Below are 20349 nucleotides of genomic sequence, written 5' to 3'. Positions count from 1 at the left end.
GTTAGCTGCATTCTTGACCGTTTTTCCCCGCAGTAGTATGTCATTCCTGCTGCTGTGTATTGGCTTTAGTGGTAATATCTGGGCGCTTAAAAGAATAACTGACTTCAGCTTGTAAAGGCTGACTTATGTGGTGGAGCAAGTGAGCGGAATACTGACGCGCTGGCGACAATTTGGCAGACGTTACTTCTGGCCGCATCTCTTATTAGGGATGGTCGCGGCGAGTCTCGGCTTGCCTGCGCTCAGTAACAGTGCTGAAGCAGCGACACCGCCGAAAACCTCCACAACCAAACACGATCTCAATACGCGGGTTAATTTTACGAACCTCGCGTGGCTTGAAGCCAGTCGCCGCCCGAATTTCTCAGTAGATTACTGGCACCAGCACGCCATTCGCACGGTTATCCGCCATTTGTCATTTGCGATGGCACCGCAGGCAATGCCTGTTGCTGAAACGGCGCGGCCGGAGCAGGCTCAGCATCTTGCCCTGCTCGATACGCTCAATGCGCTGCTCACTCAGGATAGCCAGCCACCGGTCATGGTGCGTCAAACGGCGCGATTCGCGTTCGTTCCTCCTGCCTCATTCTCCGTTTCAACATGGATTAGCCAGGTTCACGGTATTCGCGCCGGGCCTCAACGCCTCAGTTAAATTAACTTTTTCAATACCTTAATTTATCTGCCCACGATGGGGCGTTTGAGAATTTATTATGCTAATCAAATTATTAACCAAAGTTTTCGGTAGTCGTAACGATCGTACCCTGCGCCGTATGCGCAAAGCCGTCGCAGTCATCAATGGCATGGAACCGGCGATGGAGAAGCTCTCTGATGACGAGCTGAAAGCCAAAACGGCGGAATTCCGTGCGCGTCTGGAAAAAGGTGAAACCTTAGAAAGCCTGATCCCGGAAGCTTTCGCCGTGGTCCGTGAAGCGAGCAAGCGTGTGTTCGGCATGCGCCACTTCGATGTTCAGCTGCTGGGTGGTATGGTGCTCAACGAACGCTGCATCGCGGAAATGCGTACCGGTGAAGGTAAAACCCTGACCGCAACGCTGCCGGCATACCTGAACGCGCTGACCGGTAAAGGCGTTCACGTCGTCACCGTCAACGACTATCTGGCACAGCGTGACGCCGAAAACAACCGTCCACTGTTCGAATTCCTCGGTATGACTGTCGGCATCAACATGTCTGGTCTGCCTGCGCCAGCCAAGCGTGAAGCGTATAACGCGGATATTACCTACGGTACCAACAACGAATACGGCTTCGATTACCTGCGTGACAACATGGCGTTCAGCCCGGAAGAGCGCGTACAGCGTAAGCTGCACTATGCGCTGGTGGATGAGGTGGACTCCATCCTGATCGATGAAGCGCGTACTCCGCTGATTATCTCCGGCCCGGCTGAAGACAGCTCTGAAATGTACCGTAAAGTCGACAAAATCATTCCACACCTGCTGCGTCAGGAGAAAGAAGACTCCGATACCTTCCAGGGTGAAGGCCACTTCTCCGTTGATGAAAAAGCGCGCCAGGTGAACCTGACCGAGCGTGGTCTGGTGAAAATTGAAGAACTGCTGGTCGCTGAAGGCATCATGGAAGAGGGAGAGTCTCTGTACTCTCCGAGCAACATCATGCTGATGCACCACGTGACCGCAGCCCTGCGTGCCCATGCCCTGTTTACCCGCGACGTCGACTACATCGTAAAAGACGGCGAAGTGATCATCGTCGATGAACACACCGGCCGTACCATGCAGGGGCGTCGCTGGTCTGATGGCCTGCACCAGGCTGTGGAAGCCAAAGAAGGTGTGGATATTCAGAATGAAAACCAGACGCTGGCGTCTATCACCTTCCAGAACTACTTCCGTCTGTACGAGAAGCTGGCGGGCATGACCGGTACTGCCGATACCGAAGCGTTTGAATTCAGCTCGATCTATAAGCTGGATACCGTGGTGGTGCCAACCAACCGTCCAATGATCCGTAAGGATATGCCGGACCTGGTGTACATGACCGAAGCGGAAAAAATTCAGGCGATCATCGAAGATATTCGCGATCGTACTGCGAATGGTCAGCCGGTTCTGGTAGGGACCATCTCCATCGAGAAATCCGAAGTGGTTTCTCACGAGCTGACTAAAGCGGGTATCAAACACAACGTTCTGAACGCTAAATTCCACGCCAAAGAAGCAGATATCGTTGCGCAGGCAGGTTATCCGGCTGCCGTGACCATTGCCACCAACATGGCGGGCCGTGGTACCGATATTATGCTGGGCGGTAGCTGGCAGGCTGAAGTGGCTGAACTGGAAAACCCAACGCCAGAACAGATTGCGCAGATCAAAGCCGACTGGCAGGTTCGTCATGACGCGGTTCTGGCATCCGGTGGTTTGCACATTATCGGTACCGAGCGTCACGAATCTCGTCGTATTGATAACCAGCTGCGTGGTCGTGCGGGTCGTCAGGGTGACGCCGGTTCTTCCCGCTTCTACCTGTCTATGGAAGATGCGCTGATGCGTATTTTCGCCTCAGACCGTGTATCCGGCATGATGCGTAAGCTGGGCATGAAACCAGGCGAAGCCATTGAGCACCCGTGGGTGACCAAAGCGATTGCAAACGCGCAGCGTAAAGTAGAAAGCCGCAACTTCGATATTCGTAAGCAACTGCTGGAATATGATGATGTGGCTAACGATCAGCGTCGTGCGATCTACACCCAGCGTAACGAACTGCTGGACGTGTCTGACGTGAGCGAAACCATTAACAGCATTCGCGAAGACGTATTCAAAGCGACTATCGACGCGCATATTCCACCGCAGTCTCTGGAAGAGATGTGGGATATCGAAGGTCTCCAGGAACGTCTGAAAAACGACTTTGACCTCGATCTGCCAATCAAAGAGTGGCTGGACAAAGAGCCTGAGCTGCATGAAGAGACGCTGCGCGAACGTATCTACGAAACTGCGCTGGATGTCTACAAGCGTAAGGAAGAAGTCGTTGGTGCTGAGATGATGCGTCACTTCGAAAAAGGTGTGATGCTGCAGACCCTGGACTCACTGTGGAAAGAGCACCTGGCGGCGATGGACTACCTGCGTCAGGGTATCCACCTGCGTGGCTATGCACAGAAAGATCCGAAGCAGGAATATAAGCGTGAATCCTTCTCGATGTTTGCGTCGATGCTGGAGTCACTGAAATATGAAGTGATCAGCACCCTGAGCAAGGTTCAGGTGCGTATGCCGGAAGAAGTGGAAGCGATGGAGCAGCAGCGTCGCGAAGAAGCTGAGCGTCTGGCACAGATGCAACAGTTGAGCCACCAGACTGATGACAGTGAAGCCGCAGCGGCGATCGCAGCGCAGACAGGCGATCGTAAAGTGGGCCGTAACGATCCGTGCCCATGTGGTTCCGGTAAAAAATACAAGGCGTGCCACGGCCGTCTGAACTAAGTTCATGAAAAAGCAAAAAGGCGCAGACATCTGCGCCTTTTTTATGGAAGTGACACTATGAAAATACTGCAAATTGCCGTCGGGATTATTCGCAACCCGCAAAACCAAATCTTCATTACCCAGCGCGCGGCTGACGCCCATATGGCGAACAAATGGGAGTTTCCGGGGGGGAAAATCGAATCAGGTGAAACGCCGGAAGAGGCGCTGGTTCGCGAACTGCAGGAAGAGGTGGGGATTACTCCACTTGGCGCAACGCTGTTTGATAAGCTCGAATACCAGTTTCCGGACAGGCACATCACGCTGTGGTTCTGGCTGGTAGAAAGCTGGGAAGGTGAACCCTGGGGGAAAGAGGGACAACCGGGTAATTGGGTTGAACTTCAGGTAAGTGATGCCGAAAAATTCCCACCGGCTAATGAGCCTGTGATCCGCCGATTAGTGGCAAACAGGTAGGCCTGCTAAGCGAAGCGCCAGCAGGCTTTATACGTTACTGCTGGTTCTCGCTCCAGTCATCGCTATCCGTGAGATCGCCTTCACTCGGAATGCGTTTCTCCTCCGCTGCCCATTCTCCCAGATCAATCAACTGACAGCGTTTACAGCAGAATGGGCGGAATGGGCTCATTTCGCCCCAGACAACGGTTTTGCCACAGGTCGGGCAGTTTACGGTGGTTACGTCAGACATCGGTACTCCTCAACAACAGGCCAGTTCAAAATCGAGACGTTCTGGCACGGTGCCATTTTCACTGTCGAGTGGCATAAAGCGAATGGCGAAACGACTTTTATGTCCGGAAATTTGTGGGTAAAGCTGTTCGCCAAGCGATAAGTTCAGGCGCAGAAGATCGGCGTCATCACCGTTATCCTGGTAGAAACCGTTCAGGCTGGTTTGCTTACGGAATGGGGCTGAGTTACGGATCAGATCGAGGATAAGCGACAGCGTCTGATGCATCGGCTCCAGACTCGCCAGCCAGCTATTCACCTGCGCGTCACGTTGAGCTTGCGGCATATGCAGCCACATATGTAGCGTCGGGAGATCGAAACTACAGCAACCGCCAGGGATACTCAGACGCTGGCGTACCAGGCCAATCAGGCGGTCTTCACGCAAAAATTGTCCAACACGTGGCGCGGCCATCAGAAGGGTGCTGCTGGCTTTCAACTGCTGGCGGAGATCGTCGATACGGCTTTGATCGACACCGGGGACCTCAGTCCAGGCCTGCAATTTACGTTGTTGGCGCTCCAGCTCTTTGAGCAATTCTGTGCGGACATCTCCGCGTTCAATCACATCCAGTAGATCGCCCACGTTACGGAAGAAGTGTAACGCCGTGGCATGATCGTTGACAGGGAGATGCTGTGAAAGCTGTTGAATGAGAAATTCGATACGTAACCAGGTACGCATTTTTTCGTTGAGCGGATGCTCAAAAAGGATGTGAGTCGACATTATGGTTTTTCCTGTGCAACGGTCTGCGCGGCAAACGTCAGATACTGCGCGTGCAGACGGGCAACATCCGATGCAATGGCATCTGGTGCGCCGTTATTATCAATAACATCATCCGCCACGGCAAGGCGCTGATCGCGCGTGGCCTGAGCGGCAAGAATTTGTTCAGCATGTTCACGCGAGACGCGGTCGCGCATCATGGTGCGCTGGATTTGCGTTTCGGGAGAGACATCAATCACCAGCACCCGGTCGGCTTTTTTCTGCAACTGATTTTCCACCAGTAACGGAACTACCCACAATACATAGGGTGAGCTGGCTGCGGCAATCTGACGCTGGGTTTCCTGGTGGATAATGGGGTGGAGCAAGGCATTAAGCCAGACTTTTTCCGCAGAATCAGAAAAAATGCATTCGCGAAGCTGACGGCGATTCAGAGTGCCATCGGCATTGATGATTGCCTGACCAAAATGTTCTGCGATGGCCTTTAGCGCGGGTGTATTAGGCTCTACCACCTGGCGGGCAATGATATCGGCATCAATAATCGTGATACCCAGACGAGAGAAAGCGTCCGCAACGGTACTTTTGCCACTACCGATGCCGCCGGTTAATGCAACGATATACCCCATTAAATCAAATCCTGGGAATTATTCATTATTAAAATCAGTTGATTAAAACTCTTAGGTGCCCCAGCAACTGTTTAGCCCCGTTTACCGGCTTTTTACCAGGTAAATTTATAGGATTGTAGCGTAAAAAAAGAGAATTTCGCAGTCTTGCGGAGCAGGTATTAGTGCGTATGATAACGTCACTGGAGTTGTGCTTTTAACATATTTGCCTCTAACCCCAGGAATCCGCACATGCGTATTGAAGAAGATCTGAAGTTAGGTTTCAAAGACGTTCTTATCCGCCCTAAACGCTCTACACTGAAAAGTCGCTCAGACGTTGAACTTGAACGTCAATTCACCTTTAAACATTCCGGTCAGACCTGGTCTGGTGTGCCAATCATTGCTGCCAACATGGACACTGTGGGCACATTTGAAATGGCAACGGCGCTGGCAAAATTTGATGTCCTCACCGCTGTGCATAAGCACTACTCTCCTGAAGAGTGGAATGCATTTGTTGCGTCAGCTTCAGACGATGTGGTTAAGCATGTCATGGTTTCTACCGGTACATCCGATGCGGATTTTGAGAAGACCAAACAGATCCTGAATGCGAATCCAGCACTAAACTTCGTCTGTATTGATGTGGCGAACGGCTATTCCGAGCACTTCGTGCAGTTTGTCAGCAAGGCTCGCGAAGCCTGGCCGACCAAAACCATCATCGCGGGTAACGTGGTGACCGGCGAAATGTGTGAAGAGCTGATCCTTTCCGGTGCCGACATTGTGAAAGTAGGCATTGGCCCGGGTTCCGTATGCACCACGCGCGTTAAAACCGGTGTCGGTTATCCGCAGCTTTCCGCCGTGATTGAGTGCGCTGATGCTGCGCATGGTCTGGGCGGCCAAATCATCAGCGACGGCGGTTGCACCATGCCGGGTGATGTTGCGAAGGCCTTTGGCGGCGGCGCAGACTTCGTGATGCTCGGCGGTATGCTGGCAGGTCACGAAGAGAGTGGTGGCACTGTTGTTGAAGAGAATGGCGAGAAATTTATGCTGTTCTACGGGATGAGCTCTGAATCTGCGATGACCCGTCACGTCGGTGGCGTAGCAAAATACCGCGCGGCTGAAGGCAAAACCGTGAAGCTGCCACTGCGTGGCCCGGTCGAAAATACTGCGCGCGATATCCTTGGCGGCTTACGCTCAGCCTGCACCTATGTTGGGGCATCCCGTCTGAAAGAGCTGACGAAACGTACTACGTTTATCCGCGTTCAGGAGCAGGAAAACCGCGTGTTCAACAGTCTGTAATAGCTTCAGCTGGCGCATGCCCGTGCGCCAGCATTATCCTGCACTCATCGCATCCCCCAGATGGAAAATAGGCAGGTACATTGCCACCACCAGTGTGCCGATGATGACTCCCGTCACAATCAGAAGCAAAGGCTCCAGAAGTGCCGCCAGGTTATCTGCCTGCTGGAAGGTTTGCTCCGTGTGATGGTGGGCAAGGTTCTTCAGCATGACGTCCAACGCACCTGACATTTCACCGGTTCGTAAAAGCTGAATACACAGCGGGGTAAAGATTGCCGTCTTCTGGAAGGATGACCAGATGGGGAGACCTTTTTCAATGTCCTCCCGAACGCAGCGGAGTATCCCCCGCCAGTAACAACTTTCAACGGTTTCCTCCGCGCTCTCCAGCCCCTGTAAAAAGGGAATACCCGCCTGTTGTGTAAGCGACAGCACGGTAAAGATCTGTCCCAGTTTTTGGCCTTTTGCCAGTGCGCCCATGACGGGAGTATGCAGCAAGATACGTTGCCAGCGAGGGGCATTTCGCAGAATCCAGGCGGCAGCCACAGGTACAAGCAGTCCCGAGAACAGTGCGAGGGAATATGACTGCATAAAGGCGGCCATCCCCATGACAATCTGTGTCAGTTTCGGGAGCGGGGTATTAAACGTCCTGTAGATAGCGGCAAATTCAGGTAAGACCAGAGTGACCATCGCCAGCACGACGATTACAGCCAGCATCAGGATTATCACCGGATAGCGCAGTGCCTTTTTCACTTTTGCACTGAGCTGCTGCTGAGACTTTTGTTGCTGTGCTAGCTGGCGGCAGCACTCCTCCAGTTTTCCTGTTAGCTCACCGGTTTTCACCATCGAGACATGCAATGGGCTAAAGACCGCAGGCCATCGCTTTAGTGCCTCAGAAAAAGGGCATCCTTCACCAAGTTCATCGGCAATGCTTTGCAGGAGTGCCTGCCAGGGCTTTAATGGATGCTGGTCCGCCAGCATTTGCAGACTATGGGACAATGTCAGCCCAGCCTGCAGAAGAGTCGCGAGCTGGCGAAACATCTCGTAGCAGTGATGTGGCCGCCAGCGGTATTTCTGTGAGCATCGGGTCACTGACAGCGGATGCAACTCGTTACGCATCAGTCTGGTGAAAGCCGCATTACGGTCTGTCGCCCAGAGTGTTCCATTCCGGGGCTCTCCTTCAATGGAAAGCGCTCGCCAGCGCCAGAGTTGATTAGCAACCATCGGGCATTCCCAGAACGCGCAGCAACTCTTCGAGCGTGGTCAGCCCCTGTTCAACCGCGATACAGCCGTGTTCGAACAGGGAAAGCATTCCTGCCTGTCGGGCACTTGCTTCTATCACTTCGGTTCCTGCGCCGCTGGCAATGGCCTGCCGCAGGAAACTATCGATCGCAAGAACTTCAAAAATGGCCACGCGGCCATAGAAACCGTGATAGCAACGATCGCAACCTGTGGGTTGTCAGCGTGGAAGCGGTCTGCACCAGACTGAGCGAGGTAATTCAGCGTTTTCGCTGGCTTCCCGGCGACAATGTGGGCACAGACGACGAACCAGGCGTTGAGCTATCACCATCGAGAGTGCGGAAGATATCATCCAGCGCGCCACGCCCATCTGCTCCAGGCGAGTCAGGGCTTCTGTTGTTGAGTTAGTGTGCAGCGTCGATAACACCAGATGCCCGGTCTGGGCGGCATTAATGGCAATCTCAGCCGTTTCACCATCACGAATTTCGCCGACCATAATGATGTCTGGATCCTGACGTAGCAGCGCTCTCAGCACGCTCTGAAATGTTAAGCCCGCGCGGGGATTAATCTGCGTCTGGTTTAATCCCGCAAGGGGGATCTCAATGGGATCCTCCACGCTACAGATGTTAACATCCGGCGTGTTACGGGCCTGCAACGCACTGTAAAGCGTCACCGTTTTGCCGCTGCCTGTGGGACCCGTGACCAGAATCAGCCCCTGTGGCTGATGAAGAGCGTCGTTAAAGCAGGTCAGTTGTTCAGTACTCATACCAAGTGCTTTCGGCTCAAGAGCCTGCTGAACCTGATGCAACAGGCGCAGCACAATTTTCTCGCCACCGCTGCAGGGAAGCGTGGCGATTCGAAATGAGATCGGCTCATTTGCCAGCTCAATCGTAAACTGACCGTCCTGCGGTAAACGGCGCTCGGCAATATCCAGGTTACTTAACACTTTTAAACGCGCGCTGAACTGGGTTGCCAGTGCTGCAGAAAGCGGAGGTTGCGGGCACAGTACGCCGTCAATACGTAAGCGGATCTGACATGCGTGCTCCATCGGTTCTATATGAATGTCTGATGCGCGTTGGTTTATCGCCTGTTGCAGCGTGTGGTTGAGGATATCTACTGCTGAATGTGAAGGAGAAACGACAGGCAGATGTGATTGTGACGTTAACTGCCGGTGTTTTTCCATACGCTCAGTGCTCCAGCATTCGATATCAATCCGTTTTTGGGTCGCGAAACGCAGGGCTTCCATTAACTCACTGCCAGGGTTTCCCACGACGGCGATGCTAATCATGTCACTATCGCTGGTTAGCAGCAGAGCGTGATGGCGCAGACAGAGTGCCAGGAGTTGATCCGTATTCATTCTCTGCTCCTCAGTTAGTGTCGAAGCGGAAAACATCTTCACAAGCTTGTTTAAGCGTACTGTCAGCACTGATGTTGCAGTCACGCATCCAGCCCGTCATGCCGTTGCCGTCGTTCCACTGTGGCGTCATGACCACCTCCAGCCCGTTGAGACTCTCCTGTCCCGTTAAGATCACAATCCCTTTCGCCACGCTCATTCCTGAGACGTAACGCGTTGTGGTAGGGGAAGGGATACCGTTACTGCCCGCGTCACAACGTTCCAACCCACCATGATCCAGTGCGCAAAGCTCAATGGCGGTGCGGTAGGGAACGAAGGTTTGCAGCATATCGGTCAGCGCGGCTTTTCGCAGGTAATTCTGGTATGCGGGTACGCCGATGGCGCTCAGAATGGCAATAATGCCAATGACCACCATCAGCTCAATGAGTGTAAATCCCTGTTGTCTGTCCATGTCTGCTCCTTATGTTGAATGGCGCTACTCTGACAGCGCAAAAGGGCAGGTACGAGGCACAAAAAAGGGAACGGGAAGGGGGCTTCAGAGAATTCATTCGGTGTTGCAGGGAAGGACAACGGATTTGCGAGCGGAGCTGAAATTCCCCTCTCCAGGCGGAGAGGGGAGAAGACACTATTTAAAGCGCATCGAGAGGTCGAGGGCACGCACGTGTTTGGTCAGCGCCCCGACGGAGATGTAATCAACACCGGTCTCGGCGAATTCACGGATAGTATCGAACGTCACATTGCCGGATACCTCAAGCTGAGCCTGTCCGTTAGTCAGTTTTACTGCCTCACGCATCTGCTCGGTTTCGAAGTTATCGAGCATGATGATATCGGCTCCGGCTTTTATCGCCTGCACAAGTTCTTCCAGGTTTTCGACTTCCACTTCGACAGGGACATCCGGGTGCAGCCAGAAGGCTTTTTCAACCGCCTGACGCACCGAACCCGAGGCAATAATATGGTTCTCTTTAATCAGGAACGCGTCTGACAACCCCAGCCGATGGTTTGCGCCGCCGCCACAGAGCACCGCGTATTTCAGCGCCGTACGCAGGCCCGGCAGTGTTTTGCGGGTATCCAGTAACTGCGTACGGGTGCCGACAAGCAGGTCAACGTAGCGGCGTACTTCACTTGCCACCCCGGATAAGGTCTGGACGAAGTTAAGCGCGGTTCGTTCACCGGTGAGCAAAACGCGTGAAGGACCATTCAGCTCAAACAGCGGCTGGTTTGCCGTAATCGCATCGCCGTCTTCAACATGCCAGGTGATCTGCACATCATCCCCCGCCAGTTGGGTAAAGACCTCTTCAACCCAGCGCTTGCCGCAAAAAACGCCATCTTCACGAGTGATAATGACCGCGTGCGAACGTGCTTCTTTTGGCAATAATTGGGCAGTAATATCCTTTTCGGCATTGATGTCACCGCCCAGATCTTCTTTCAAAGCATGGGCAACGCTTGCCGGAATATCCATATTAATACGTTCCAGAAGCGCTTCACGTCGGTGGTCGGGGTTGTAGCGGCGAGGCGGCATGATAAAACTCCAAATTGGTAACGAATCATAATATTGAAACATGCTACTCTGAACCGAGTAACAGCACCATACATAAGGAGTTCCAGCATGTTGTTAGAAAACGGATGGCTGGTGGATGCGCGGCATGTGCCCTCGCCGCACCACGACTGCCGCCCGGAGGATGAAAAGCCCACACTGCTGGTTGTTCATAATATTAGTCTCCCGCCGGGTGAGTTTGGCGGTCCGTGGATCGATGCATTATTCACAGGAACGATAGATCCTGATGCCCATCCTTTCTTTGCTGAGATTGCACATCTGCGCGTGTCGGCTCATTGTCTGATTCGTCGCGATGGTGAAGTCGTTCAGTATGTTCCCTTTGATAAACGCGCCTGGCATGCCGGGGTGTCGATGTACCAGGGGCGCGAACGATGCAACGATTTTTCTATAGGAATCGAGCTGGAAGGCACTGATACCGTGCCCTATACCGATTCACAGTATCAACAGCTCGTGGCTGTCACCAAAACGCTTATTGGACTCTACCCGGCCATCGCCGAAAATATCACGGGACACAGTGATATCGCTCCGGCGAGAAAAACCGATCCCGGCCCGGCCTTTGACTGGTCCCGGTTTCGCGCCATGCTTACTGCGCCGTCAGAATAAGGAGATAACATGACGTTGTTTACCATGCTGCTGGTCATCATCGCCGAACGCCTGTTCAAACTCGGCGAGCACTGGCATCTGGATCACCGGCTGGAGGTGCTTTTCCGCCGGATTAAGCACTTTTCCATGCTGCGCACGCTGCTGATGCTGGCAGGGGTAATGGTGATTACGTTTCTGCTGCTGCGCTCGCTGCACGGACTCTTTTTCAACGTGCCGCTACTTGTTGTGTGGATCCTGCTGGGTGTGTTGTGCATTGGCGCGGGGAAGGTACGTTTGCATTATCACGCTTATCTTAAAGCGGCATCTCGTGATGATGCCCATGCACGTAGTGCGATGGCGAGCGAACTGACCATGATCCATGGGGTGCCACCGGATTGCGATGAACGTGAGTTTTTACGTGAGCTGCAAAACGCGCTTCTGTGGATTAACTTTCGTTACTACCTGGCACCGCTGTTCTGGTTTGTGGTGGGGGGCCCGTGGGGACCGGTATTGCTGATGGGTTATGCTTTTCTTCGTGCCTGGCAGACCTGGCTTGCCCGCTATCTGACGCCGCATGAGCGCTTGCAGTCTGGGATTGATGCCATTTTGCATGTGCTTGACTGGCTCCCGGTGCGGTTCGTGGGTGTGGTGTATGCGTTGATTGGTCACGGTGAAAAAGCGTTGCCTGCGTGGTTCGCTTCTCTTGCCGATCGCCATACGTCGCAGTACCAGGTGTTAACGCGTCTGGCTCAGTTCTCTCTGGCGCGCGAGCCGCATACCGATAAGATTGAAACGCCAAAAGCCGCAGTGTCGATGGCGAAGAAAACGTCATTTGTGGTGGTGGTGGTCGTGGCGCTGCTGACCATTTACGGCACGCTGGTGTAGGCCAGCGCGCCATAAACACTAAAGCGTATCCGCAGGCGGGATGCCGAAATCAGGCATCCCGTTTTCTTTCCAGCGGACAAGCTTCAGGCGGGTATGACGGTTCGGATCGTAAAGCGGATCGCCTTCAATTTCGGTGTAGTTACGTGCGTGATACACCAGCACATCTTCCCCATCCGGCGTCTGCGTAAAGCTGTTGTGCCCTGGGCCATACTGGCGATTTTCATCGCTGGTGGTGAATACCGGGCGAGGAGATTTCTGCCAGTTCGCCGGGTTTTGCGGATCGGCGGTCATATCGATCCACAATAGACCCATGCAGTAGTTCTCATCGGTCGCGCTGGCGGAATAGCTGATGAAGAGTTTGTCGCCGTGAAACAGTACTGCCGGGCCTTCGTTAACCCAAAATCCACGGCACTCCCAGTCATACTCCGGCTTGCTGAGCATCACCGCCTCGCCTTTTAGCGTCCACGGATTTTCCATTTCACACAGATAGAGGTTGGAGTTACCGGAGATATCCGGGGCTTTTTGCGCCCACAGATACCAGCGTTTCCCCTGGTGCACAAAAGTGGTGGCATCCAGCGCAAAGGTGTCAAATGGCGTGATGACCTGACCTTTCTCCTCCCACGTGCCCGCGAGCGGATCGCGGTCAGTACATTCCAGCACAAACATGCGGTGCTGGAACATGCCGAGCCTGTCGAGCGCCTGAGTGTGTGCCGCTGCAAAGTAGATGTACCACTTACCGTCAATATGATGCAGCTCCGGCGCCCATATTAACTCGCTCATAGGGCCGGTGTCGGGTTTACGCCACACCACTACTTCGTCGGCGCTGCGCAGCCCTTCCAGCGAATCTGCGCGGCGGATTGCCAGCCTGTCATACTGCGGCACGGAGGCAATAAAATAGTATTGCCCCGCGTGGTACAAAATGTACGGATCGGCGCGTTGCTCAATAAACGGGTTTGGCCAGGTTTGCATTCGGCGTTCCTTATTTTGTCTCAGCGGCTTTGAGTTCCGGATAATCGTTCAGCTCGCGATAGTTGTTACGACGCTTTTGCAGATCGGACTGGATCTGCTTCATGGTTTCACGGTCCACTTTCAGCAGACGCACCACTCCCGCGGTAATCAGATATCCAACGCCCGGAATCACCGTGAACAGCAGCACAATACCGTTGATGGCGTCCGCGCTCTGCGCTTTCGCACCGGCATCGTAACCGTACCAGGAGAGCAGGAAGCCCACCATTGCACCGGCAACCGCCAGCCCCAGCTTGAGGAAGAAGATGTTGCCGGAGAAACTGATACCCGTGATGCGTTTTCCGGTTTTCCACTCGCCATAGTCATCGACATCAGCCATCAGCGACCAGTGCAGCGGCGACGGGATTTGATGCAGGATATTCAGCAGGAAGTAGAGCACAACGATGGTGACGGTGGCTTTCGGGTCGAAGAAATAGAATGCACAGGAGAAAATTGCCAGCGCGATGTTGGTCCAGAAGAACACCTTCAGCTTACACCAGCGGTCAGTTAATACTTTCGCCAGCATACTGCCGAGCATCATGCCGACCACCCCGAGGCTGATAAACAGCGTGGCGAAGTGGGTGCTCTGGCCCATAACCCAGGTGACGTAATACATGGTCGCCGCCATGCGGATAAAACCCGGACAGACGTTGCACAGGGTTAACAGCAGAATGCGCACCCATTGATCGTTCTTCCACACGTCTTTCAGGTCGTTTTTCAATTCGTCATGCGTCTGTACCGCCGGTCGCACACGCTCGCGGACGGTGGCGAAGCAGAACAGGAACATACAGGTACCAATCAGCGCCAGTACGGTCATCGCCATCTGGTAACCTTTGGCTTTGTTATCCCCACCAAACCAGTCGGCCATCGGCAGCAAGGTGAGTGACAGCAGCAGCGTCGCAATACCGACCATCACGAAGCGATAAGACTGACAGGCGACGCGCTCTTTAGGGTCGTTAGTAATCACGCCACCCAGCGAGCAGTACGGAATGTTGATGGCGGTGTAGGTCAGCGACAGCAGGAAGTAGGTGACAAAGGCATAGATAACTTTGCTGTTATAGCTCCACTCTGGCGTGGTGAACATCAGGATACTGAACAGTGCATAGGGGACGGCGATCCACAGCAGCCATGGACGAAACCGCCCATATTTACTGCGGGTACGGTCAGCGATAGCACCCATAATAGGATCTGTTACGGCATCAATGACACGAACAGACAACAGCAATACGCCGACCAGCGCAGGTGCCAGACCAAAAATATCCGTATAGAAATAGTTAACAAACAACATGATGGCGCCGAAGATGATGTTGCATCCTGCGTCTCCCATCCCATAGCCGATCTTTTCTTTTACTGACAGTTTGCTGTTATCCATTAACTGCTCTCCAGATTGCGGTATGGAGAGAATTATTTGCTGGCAAAGGAATTTTTGCGTTGCAGTATCGCGTCGGTGATATGGATAAAATTGCTGTTGGCGGGAATTTGTGAGGAAGGTAACAACACTCTGCACATCGGAAAAGGCGTGCAGAGTGGAAGGGCAGATTAGTGTGCTTTCACCGCGTTGCCGTTTTTCTGTTTAACCAGATAACCCACGCCGAGGATCGCTATCCAGACCGGGATCAGGTACACGGAAATCGCCATTCCCGGGGTGATCAGCATGATGACCAGCACTGCGGCCATGAACAGCAGACACACCCAGTTACCCAACGGATAAAGCAGAGCCGGGAAACGCGTAGTCACACCTTGCTGCTGTTTGGCGCGGCGGAACTTGATGTGCGCCAGGCTGATCATCGCCCAGTTGATAACCAGAGCCGAAACCACCAGTGCCATCAGCAGTCCGAAGGCGGATTCCGGGGCCAGATAGTTAATCAGTACACACAGCGCCGTCACAATGGCCGATACGATAATGGTGTTTACCGGCACACCACGTTTGTCGACGTTGAGCAGGGCTTTCGGGGCGTTACCTTGCTGAGCCAGACCAAACAGCATACGGCTGTTGCAGTATACGCAGCTGTTGTAAACGGACAGCGCTGCAGTCAGCACCACGATGTTCAGGGCGTTTGCCACGAAGGTATCGCCCAGCTCGTGGAAGATCAGCACAAACGGGCTGGTATCCGCGGTCACGCGCGTCCACGGCAGCAGGGAGAGCAGCACAGCCAGTGAACCCACATAGAAGATCAGAATACGGTAGATAACCTGGTTAGTGGCTTTCGGGATGCTCTGCTCCGGGTTGTCGGCTTCAGCTGCGGTGATGCCCACCAGCTCCAGCCCCCCGAAGGAGAACATGATGATTGCCATCATCATTACCAGGCCGCTCATGCCGTGTGGCAGGAATCCGCCCTGTTCCCACAGGTTACGTACGGTCGCCTGCGGGCCACCGTTACCGCTGAACAGCAGCCAGCCACCGAAGATGATCATGGCCACAACGGCGATAACTTTGATGATGGCGAACCAGAACTCCATCTCGCCGAACACTTTGACGTTGGTCAGGTTGATGGCGTTAATGATGACGAAGAAGGCCGCAGCAGAGGCCCAGGTTGGGATCTCCGGGTACCAGAACTGAATGTACTTACCGACAGCGGTAAGTTCAGCCATGGCAACGAGTACGTACAGCACCCAGTAATTCCAGCCAGAGGCGAAGCCCGCGAAGCTCCCCCAGTACTTATAGGCAAAGTGACTGAAAGAACCGGCAACGGGTTCTTCAACGACCATTTCACCTAACTGACGCATGATCAGAAAAGCAATAAAACCTGCGATAGCGTAACCCAAAATAATGCCAGGGCCGGCAGACTGGATAACGGATGCGCTTCCCAGAAACAGGCCGGTACCGATAGCACCACCCAAAGCGATGAGCTGAATGTGGCGGTTTTTCAGGCCGCGCTTTAGCTGATCGCCGTGCTGTTGAGCTTCCATTTGAAACCTCGTGTGTGGTTGTTATGTTCACGCTGGGCGTGTGTAATTATGAATGTCCGTTTTCTGTATTTATTTCTTTACGGTTAATGATACCGAAAAAATCGTAGATGACTTCCGTAATCGCCAGAATAGTGGTAAGTGCCTGCGAATGCACCTGCTTTATGACGTACGGATGACGAGTTGAATAAAAAGAAAGCATTTGTAAATCGCTCCGCTCACCCTTCGTATCCCAACCTATAGAATAGAAATGCGCCATAAGTGGGCGAAATTTCATTATTTGCTTTGTTGAATCGCTTCAGATTGCAAAAAACCTCGTTTCATTATGGTTAAAACTCCCTCTTTAGTAGTAATCAACTCATTTGTGCAAAGTTACATTTCTGAAACGTTATTTCTGTAAGGTTGTTAAAATGTGCAGGGTTTACTGATTTCAATCAAAACCAATATGGACAGAAGGTGAATACTTTGTTACTTTAGCGATACGAAATAGAAATTGGTAAGACCAATTGACTCCGGGCAAAAAGGCGTAAGACAGGGAATATGGCCTACAGCAAAATTCGCCAACCAAAACTATCTGATGTGATTGAGCAGCAGCTGGAGTTTTTAATCCTCGAAGGGACTCTGCGCCCGGGTGAGAAACTTCCGCCAGAACGCGAGCTGGCAAAACAGTTCGACGTTTCGCGTCCCTCTCTGCGTGAGGCGATTCAACGTCTCGAAGCAAAGGGCTTGCTGCTTCGTCGCCAGGGCGGCGGAACCTTTGTGCAAAACAGCCTGTGGCAGAGCTTCAGCGATCCGCTGGTAGAACTTCTCTCTGACCACCCAGAATCCCAGTTTGACCTGCTTGAGACCCGTCACGCGCTTGAAGGTATTGCGGCCTATTACGCCGCTCTTCGCAGCACTGATGAAGATCGCGTGCGTATCCGCGAACTGCATCAGGCCATTGAACGGGCACAGCAGTCCGGCGATTTAGACGCCGAGTCCAGCGCCGTCGTCCAGTATCAAATTGCCGTCACCGAAGCGGCCCACAATGTGGTGCTCCTCCATCTGCTACGCTGCATGGAGCCCATGCTGGCCCAGAACGTTCGTCAGAATTTTGAATTGTTGTATGCCCGTCGGGACATGCTCCCACTGGTAAGCAACCATCGCACCCGAGTATTCGAGGCGATAATGGCCGGGGAACCGGAGCAGGCGCGCGAAGCGTCGCACCGACATCTGGCTTTCATTGAGGAAATCTTGCTGGACCGCAGCCGTGAACAATCGCGTCGCGAACGTTCATTACGCCGCATACAGCAACGAAAGGATTAAGCGCCAGGTACTTTTAGAGCGCGGCAACTAAACGCAGAACCTGTCTTATTGTGTTCTTGCCCAAGAGCACAATGGGACAGGTTCCAGACAAATCAACGTATTAGATAGATAAGGAATACCCCCATGTCAGAACGTCTCCAAAATGACGTGGATCCGATCGAAACTCGCGACTGGCTACAGGCGATCGAATCGGTCATCCGTGAAGAAGGTGTTGAGCGCGCTCAGTATCTGATTGATCAGCTGCTTTCTGAAGCCCGCAAAGGCGGTGTGAAGGTTGCTTCAGGTGCAGGGGCTAGCAACTACGTAAACACGATTGCCGTCGAAGACGAACCGGAATACCCGGGCAATCTGGATCTGGAACGTCGTATCCGTTCTGCAATTCGCTGGAACGCCATCATGACCGTTCTGCGCGCATCCAAGAAAGACCTGGAACTGGGTGGCCACATGGCGTCCTTCCAGTCTTCTGCAACCGTTTACGAAGTGTGCTTCAACCACTTCTTCCGTGCAGCGAACGAGAAAGACGGCGGCGATCTGGTGTACTTCCAGGGCCACATCTCTCCGGGCATCTATGCACGTGCATTCCTGGAAGGTCGTCTGACTGAAGAGCAGATGAACAACTTCCGTCAGGAAGTTCACGGTAAAGGTCTGTCTTCTTATCCGCACCCTAAACTGATGCCAACCTTCTGGCAGTTCCCGACCGTTTCTATGGGGCTGGGCCCAATCGGTGCGATCTACCAGGCTAAGTTCCTGAAATATCTGGAACACCGTGGTCTGAAAGACACCTCTGAGCAGACCGTATACGCCTTCCTGGGCGACGGTGAAATGGATGAGCCAGAATCTAAAGGTGCGATCACCATCGCGACCCGTGAGAAGCTGGACAACCTGTGCTTCATCATCAACTGTAACCTGCAGCGTCTGGATGGTCCGGTCACCGGTAACGGTAAGATCATCAACGAACTGGAAGGCATCTTCGCCGGTGCTGGCTGGAACGTGATTAAAGTCATGTGGGGCGGTCGTTGGGATGAGCTGCTGCGTAAAGACACCAGCGGTAAACTGATCCAGCTGATGAACGAAACCGTTGACGGTGACTACCAGACCTTCAAATCCAAAGACGGTGCCTACGTTCGTGAGCACTTCTTCGGTAAATATCCTGAAACCGCAGCACTGGTTGCAGACTGGACTGACGAGCAGATCTGGGCCCTGAACCGTGGTGGTCACGATCCGAAGAAAGTCTACGCTGCACTGAAAAAAGCGCAGGAAACCAAAGGTAAAGCGACTGTAATCCTGGCCCACACCATCAAAGGTTACGGCATGGGTGATACCGCAGAAGGTAAAAACATCGCTCACCAGGTTAAGAAAATGAACATGGACGGCGTGCGTTATATCCGCGACCGTTTCAACGTTCCAGTGACCGATGAGCAGGTAGAAAACCTGTCTTACATCACCTTCCCGGAAGGCTCTGAAGAGCACAAGTACCTGCACGAACGTCGTCAGGCGCTGAAAGGCTACCTGCCAGCTCGTCAGCCTAACTTCACCGAGAAACTGGAACTGCCAGCGCTGGAAGACTTCTCTCAGCTGCTGGAAGAGCAGAACAAAGAAATCTCTACCACCATCGCTTTCGTTCGTGCCCTGAACGTGATGCTGAAGAACAAATCGATCAAAGATCGTCTGGTTCCAATCATCGCCGACGAAGCGCGTACTTTCGGTATGGAAGGTCTGTTCCGTCAGATCGGTATCTACAGCCCGAACGGCCAGCAGTACACCCCGCAGGACCGTGAGCAGGTTGCATACTACAAAGAAGACGAGAAAGGTCAGATCCTGCAGGAAGGTATCAACGAACTGGGTGCTGGCGCATCCTGGCTGGCTGCTGCGACCTCTTACAGCACCAACAACCTGCCAATGATCCCGTTCTACATCTACTACTCCATGTTCGGGTTCCAGCGTATCGGTGACCTGTGCTGGCAGGCTGGCGACCAACAGGCTCGCGGCTTCCTGGTAGGCGGTACTTCCGGTCGTACGACCCTGAACGGTGAAGGTCTGCAGCACGAAGATGGTCACAGCCACATTCAGTCTCTGACTATCCCTAACTGTATCTCTTACGACCCGTCTTACGCGTACGAAGTGGCAGTCATCATGCATGACGGTCTGCAGCGCATGTACGGTGAAGCACAAGAGAACGTTTACTACTACATCACCACCCTGAACGAAAACTACCACATGCCGGCAATGCCAGCAGGTGCCGAGGAAGGTATCCGTAAAGGTATCTACAAACTCGAAACCCTCGAAGGTAGCAAAGGTAAAGTTCAGCTGCTGGGCTCCGGTTCTATCCTGCGTCACGTACGTGAAGCAGCACAGATCCTGGCGAAAGACTACGGTGTCGGTTCCGATGTGTACTCTGTGACCTCCTTCACTGAACTGGCGCGTGATGGCCAGGATTGTGAGCGCTGGAACATGCTGCACCCAATGGAAACCCCGCGCGTTCCGTACATCGCTCAGGTGATGAACGACGCGCCAGCGGTGGCGTCTACTGACTATATGAAACTGTTCGCTGAGCAGGTTCGTACTTACGTACCAGCTGATGATTATCGCGTACTGGGTACTGACGGCTTCGGTCGTTCTGACAGCCGCGAAAACCTGCGTCACCACTTCGAAGTTGATGCTTCTTACGTGGTTGTAGCAGCACTGGGCGAACTGGCTAAACGTGGCGAAATCGATAAGAAAGTGGTTGCGGAAGCAATTACCAAATTCAACATCGATGCAGAAAAAGTTAACCCGCGTCTGGCGTAAGAGGT

General features: G+C 53.3%; 17 protein-coding genes and 1 pseudogene. 8 read left to right on the top strand and 10 right to left on the bottom strand.

The annotated features are described in order from the left end of the window. The first annotated feature begins 139 nt into the window (after positions 1-139). Genes secM through mutT form a run of 3 tightly spaced genes read left to right on the top strand, consistent with a single transcriptional unit; the run spans position 140 to position 3857 of the window. Positions 140-643 (top strand): secA translation cis-regulator SecM, encoded by a 504-nt coding sequence (gene secM, locus AC0XWG_RS03435; RefSeq protein WP_075204721.1) that lies wholly within the window; start codon positions 140-142, stop codon positions 641-643. A 58-nt stretch (positions 644-701) separates the two neighbouring features. Next, positions 702-3407 carry a preprotein translocase subunit SecA gene (secA, locus tag AC0XWG_RS03430; protein ID WP_028016689.1) on the top strand — a complete coding sequence of 902 codons (2706 nt, stop codon included), beginning with the start codon at positions 702-704 and terminating at the stop codon, positions 3405-3407. Positions 3408-3464: 57 nt separating this feature from the next. Beyond that, complete coding sequence (mutT, locus tag AC0XWG_RS03425) at positions 3465-3857, top strand: 8-oxo-dGTP diphosphatase MutT (RefSeq protein WP_028016690.1); 393 nt, start codon at positions 3465-3467, stop codon at positions 3855-3857. A gap of 34 nt (positions 3858-3891) precedes the next feature. Here the strand turns inward: mutT and yacG are convergent, their stop codons facing one another. The 3 genes from yacG to coaE are packed head-to-tail and all read right to left on the bottom strand — an operon-like array spanning position 3892 to position 5459. Continuing rightward, on the bottom strand, positions 3892-4086 hold the full coding sequence (gene yacG / locus AC0XWG_RS03420) for a DNA gyrase inhibitor YacG (RefSeq protein WP_028016691.1): 195 nt from the start codon (positions 4084-4086) through the stop codon (positions 3892-3894). 9 nt (positions 4087-4095) lie between these two features. Then, positions 4096-4839, bottom strand: coding sequence for a cell division protein ZapD (gene zapD / locus AC0XWG_RS03415; protein WP_028016692.1), 744 nt, complete (start codon positions 4837-4839; stop codon positions 4096-4098). After that, on the bottom strand, positions 4839-5459 hold the full coding sequence (gene coaE / locus AC0XWG_RS03410; RefSeq protein WP_028016693.1) for a dephospho-CoA kinase: 621 nt from the start codon (positions 5457-5459) through the stop codon (positions 4839-4841). The genes zapD and coaE overlap by 1 nt, the downstream gene beginning before the upstream one ends. A 228-nt stretch (positions 5460-5687) precedes the next feature. On the opposite strand from coaE, the gene AC0XWG_RS03405 reads away from it, so the two are divergent. After that, positions 5688-6731, top strand: coding sequence for a GMP reductase (locus tag AC0XWG_RS03405; protein ID WP_049005275.1), 1044 nt, complete (start codon positions 5688-5690; stop codon positions 6729-6731). Between the two features lie 33 nt (positions 6732-6764). Here the strand turns inward: AC0XWG_RS03405 and hofC are convergent, their stop codons facing one another. The 4 genes and pseudogenes from hofC to nadC all read right to left on the bottom strand — a co-directional run bounded on the left by hofC (position 6765) and on the right by nadC (position 10837). Further along, positions 6765-7949 carry a protein transport protein HofC gene (hofC, locus tag AC0XWG_RS03400; RefSeq protein WP_475680377.1) on the bottom strand — a complete coding sequence of 395 codons (1185 nt, stop codon included), beginning with the start codon at positions 7947-7949 and terminating at the stop codon, positions 6765-6767. Continuing rightward, positions 7939-9321, bottom strand: a pseudogene (gspE, locus tag AC0XWG_RS03395) (type II secretion system protein GspE). Before gspE ends, hofC begins: the two are co-directional and overlap by 11 nt. Positions 9322-9331: 10 nt before the next feature. Further along, positions 9332-9769: a prepilin peptidase-dependent pilin gene (gene ppdD, locus AC0XWG_RS03390; RefSeq protein ID WP_028016697.1), complete on the bottom strand. Its 438-nt coding sequence runs from the start codon at positions 9767-9769 to the stop codon at positions 9332-9334. A 174-nt stretch (positions 9770-9943) separates the two neighbouring features. Beyond that, positions 9944-10837 carry a carboxylating nicotinate-nucleotide diphosphorylase gene (gene nadC, locus AC0XWG_RS03385; protein WP_028016698.1) on the bottom strand — a complete coding sequence of 298 codons (894 nt, stop codon included), beginning with the start codon at positions 10835-10837 and terminating at the stop codon, positions 9944-9946. An 87-nt stretch (positions 10838-10924) separates the two neighbouring features. Between nadC and ampD the strand changes: the two genes are divergently transcribed. Together ampD and ampE are read left to right on the top strand one after the other, a co-directional pair. Next, positions 10925-11476, top strand: coding sequence for a 1,6-anhydro-N-acetylmuramyl-L-alanine amidase AmpD (ampD, locus tag AC0XWG_RS03380; RefSeq protein ID WP_028016699.1), 552 nt, complete (start codon positions 10925-10927; stop codon positions 11474-11476). A gap of 9 nt (positions 11477-11485) precedes the next feature. Beyond that, complete coding sequence (gene ampE, locus AC0XWG_RS03375; protein WP_028016700.1) at positions 11486-12340, top strand: beta-lactamase regulator AmpE; 855 nt, start codon at positions 11486-11488, stop codon at positions 12338-12340. An 18-nt stretch (positions 12341-12358) separates the two neighbouring features. Here ampE and AC0XWG_RS03370 read toward each other — a convergent pair whose 3' ends face one another. The 3 genes from AC0XWG_RS03370 to aroP all read right to left on the bottom strand — a co-directional run bounded on the left by AC0XWG_RS03370 (position 12359) and on the right by aroP (position 16255). Next, positions 12359-13309, bottom strand: coding sequence for a glycoside hydrolase family 43 protein (locus AC0XWG_RS03370; protein WP_129323928.1), 951 nt, complete (start codon positions 13307-13309; stop codon positions 12359-12361). A 10-nt stretch (positions 13310-13319) separates the two neighbouring features. Then, positions 13320-14717: a glycoside-pentoside-hexuronide (GPH):cation symporter gene (locus AC0XWG_RS03365; RefSeq protein WP_028016702.1), complete on the bottom strand. Its 1398-nt coding sequence runs from the start codon at positions 14715-14717 to the stop codon at positions 13320-13322. Between the two features lie 167 nt (positions 14718-14884). Beyond that, positions 14885-16255: an aromatic amino acid transporter AroP gene (aroP, locus tag AC0XWG_RS03360; protein WP_028016703.1), complete on the bottom strand. Its 1371-nt coding sequence runs from the start codon at positions 16253-16255 to the stop codon at positions 14885-14887. Positions 16256-16792: 537 nt separating this feature from the next. On the opposite strand from aroP, the gene pdhR reads away from it, so the two are divergent. Both pdhR and aceE read left to right on the top strand, forming a co-directional pair. After that, positions 16793-17557 (top strand): pyruvate dehydrogenase complex transcriptional repressor PdhR, encoded by a 765-nt coding sequence (pdhR, locus tag AC0XWG_RS03355; protein ID WP_008501960.1) that lies wholly within the window; start codon positions 16793-16795, stop codon positions 17555-17557. Between the two features lie 123 nt (positions 17558-17680). Continuing rightward, positions 17681-20344, top strand: coding sequence for a pyruvate dehydrogenase (acetyl-transferring), homodimeric type (gene aceE, locus AC0XWG_RS03350; RefSeq protein WP_028016704.1), 2664 nt, complete (start codon positions 17681-17683; stop codon positions 20342-20344). Positions 20345-20349: the final 5 nt, after the last annotated feature.

The organism is Enterobacter sp. DVT3837, assembly GCF_056238685.1.
The sequence above is the reverse complement of the archived record's forward strand: the minus strand, read 5'-3'. Positions and strand labels throughout refer to the sequence as shown.

Bases quoted from the DNA above. Each gene is read 5' to 3' on its own strand.
- hofC (WP_475680377.1), bottom strand. From the start codon at position 7,949: ATGGTTGCTAATCAACTCTGGCGCTGGCGAGCGCTTTCCATTGAAGGA.
- mutT (WP_028016690.1), top strand. From the start codon at position 3,465: ATGAAAATACTGCAAATTGCCGTCGGGATTATTCGCAACCCGCAAAAC.
- nadC (WP_028016698.1), bottom strand. From the start codon at position 10,837: ATGCCGCCTCGCCGCTACAACCCCGACCACCGACGTGAAGCGCTTCTG.
- ampD (WP_028016699.1), top strand. From the start codon at position 10,925: ATGTTGTTAGAAAACGGATGGCTGGTGGATGCGCGGCATGTGCCCTCG.
- yacG (WP_028016691.1), bottom strand. From the start codon at position 4,086: ATGTCTGACGTAACCACCGTAAACTGCCCGACCTGTGGCAAAACCGTT.
- aroP (WP_028016703.1), bottom strand. From the start codon at position 16,255: ATGGAAGCTCAACAGCACGGCGATCAGCTAAAGCGCGGCCTGAAAAAC.
- AC0XWG_RS03370 (WP_129323928.1), bottom strand. From the start codon at position 13,309: ATGCAAACCTGGCCAAACCCGTTTATTGAGCAACGCGCCGATCCGTAC.
- AC0XWG_RS03405 (WP_049005275.1), top strand. From the start codon at position 5,688: ATGCGTATTGAAGAAGATCTGAAGTTAGGTTTCAAAGACGTTCTTATC.
- secA (WP_028016689.1), top strand. From the start codon at position 702: ATGCTAATCAAATTATTAACCAAAGTTTTCGGTAGTCGTAACGATCGT.
- AC0XWG_RS03365 (WP_028016702.1), bottom strand. From the start codon at position 14,717: ATGGATAACAGCAAACTGTCAGTAAAAGAAAAGATCGGCTATGGGATG.
- aceE (WP_028016704.1), top strand. From the start codon at position 17,681: ATGTCAGAACGTCTCCAAAATGACGTGGATCCGATCGAAACTCGCGAC.
- coaE (WP_028016693.1), bottom strand. From the start codon at position 5,459: ATGGGGTATATCGTTGCATTAACCGGCGGCATCGGTAGTGGCAAAAGT.
- ampE (WP_028016700.1), top strand. From the start codon at position 11,486: ATGACGTTGTTTACCATGCTGCTGGTCATCATCGCCGAACGCCTGTTC.
- pdhR (WP_008501960.1), top strand. From the start codon at position 16,793: ATGGCCTACAGCAAAATTCGCCAACCAAAACTATCTGATGTGATTGAG.
- ppdD (WP_028016697.1), bottom strand. From the start codon at position 9,769: ATGGACAGACAACAGGGATTTACACTCATTGAGCTGATGGTGGTCATT.
- zapD (WP_028016692.1), bottom strand. From the start codon at position 4,839: ATGTCGACTCACATCCTTTTTGAGCATCCGCTCAACGAAAAAATGCGT.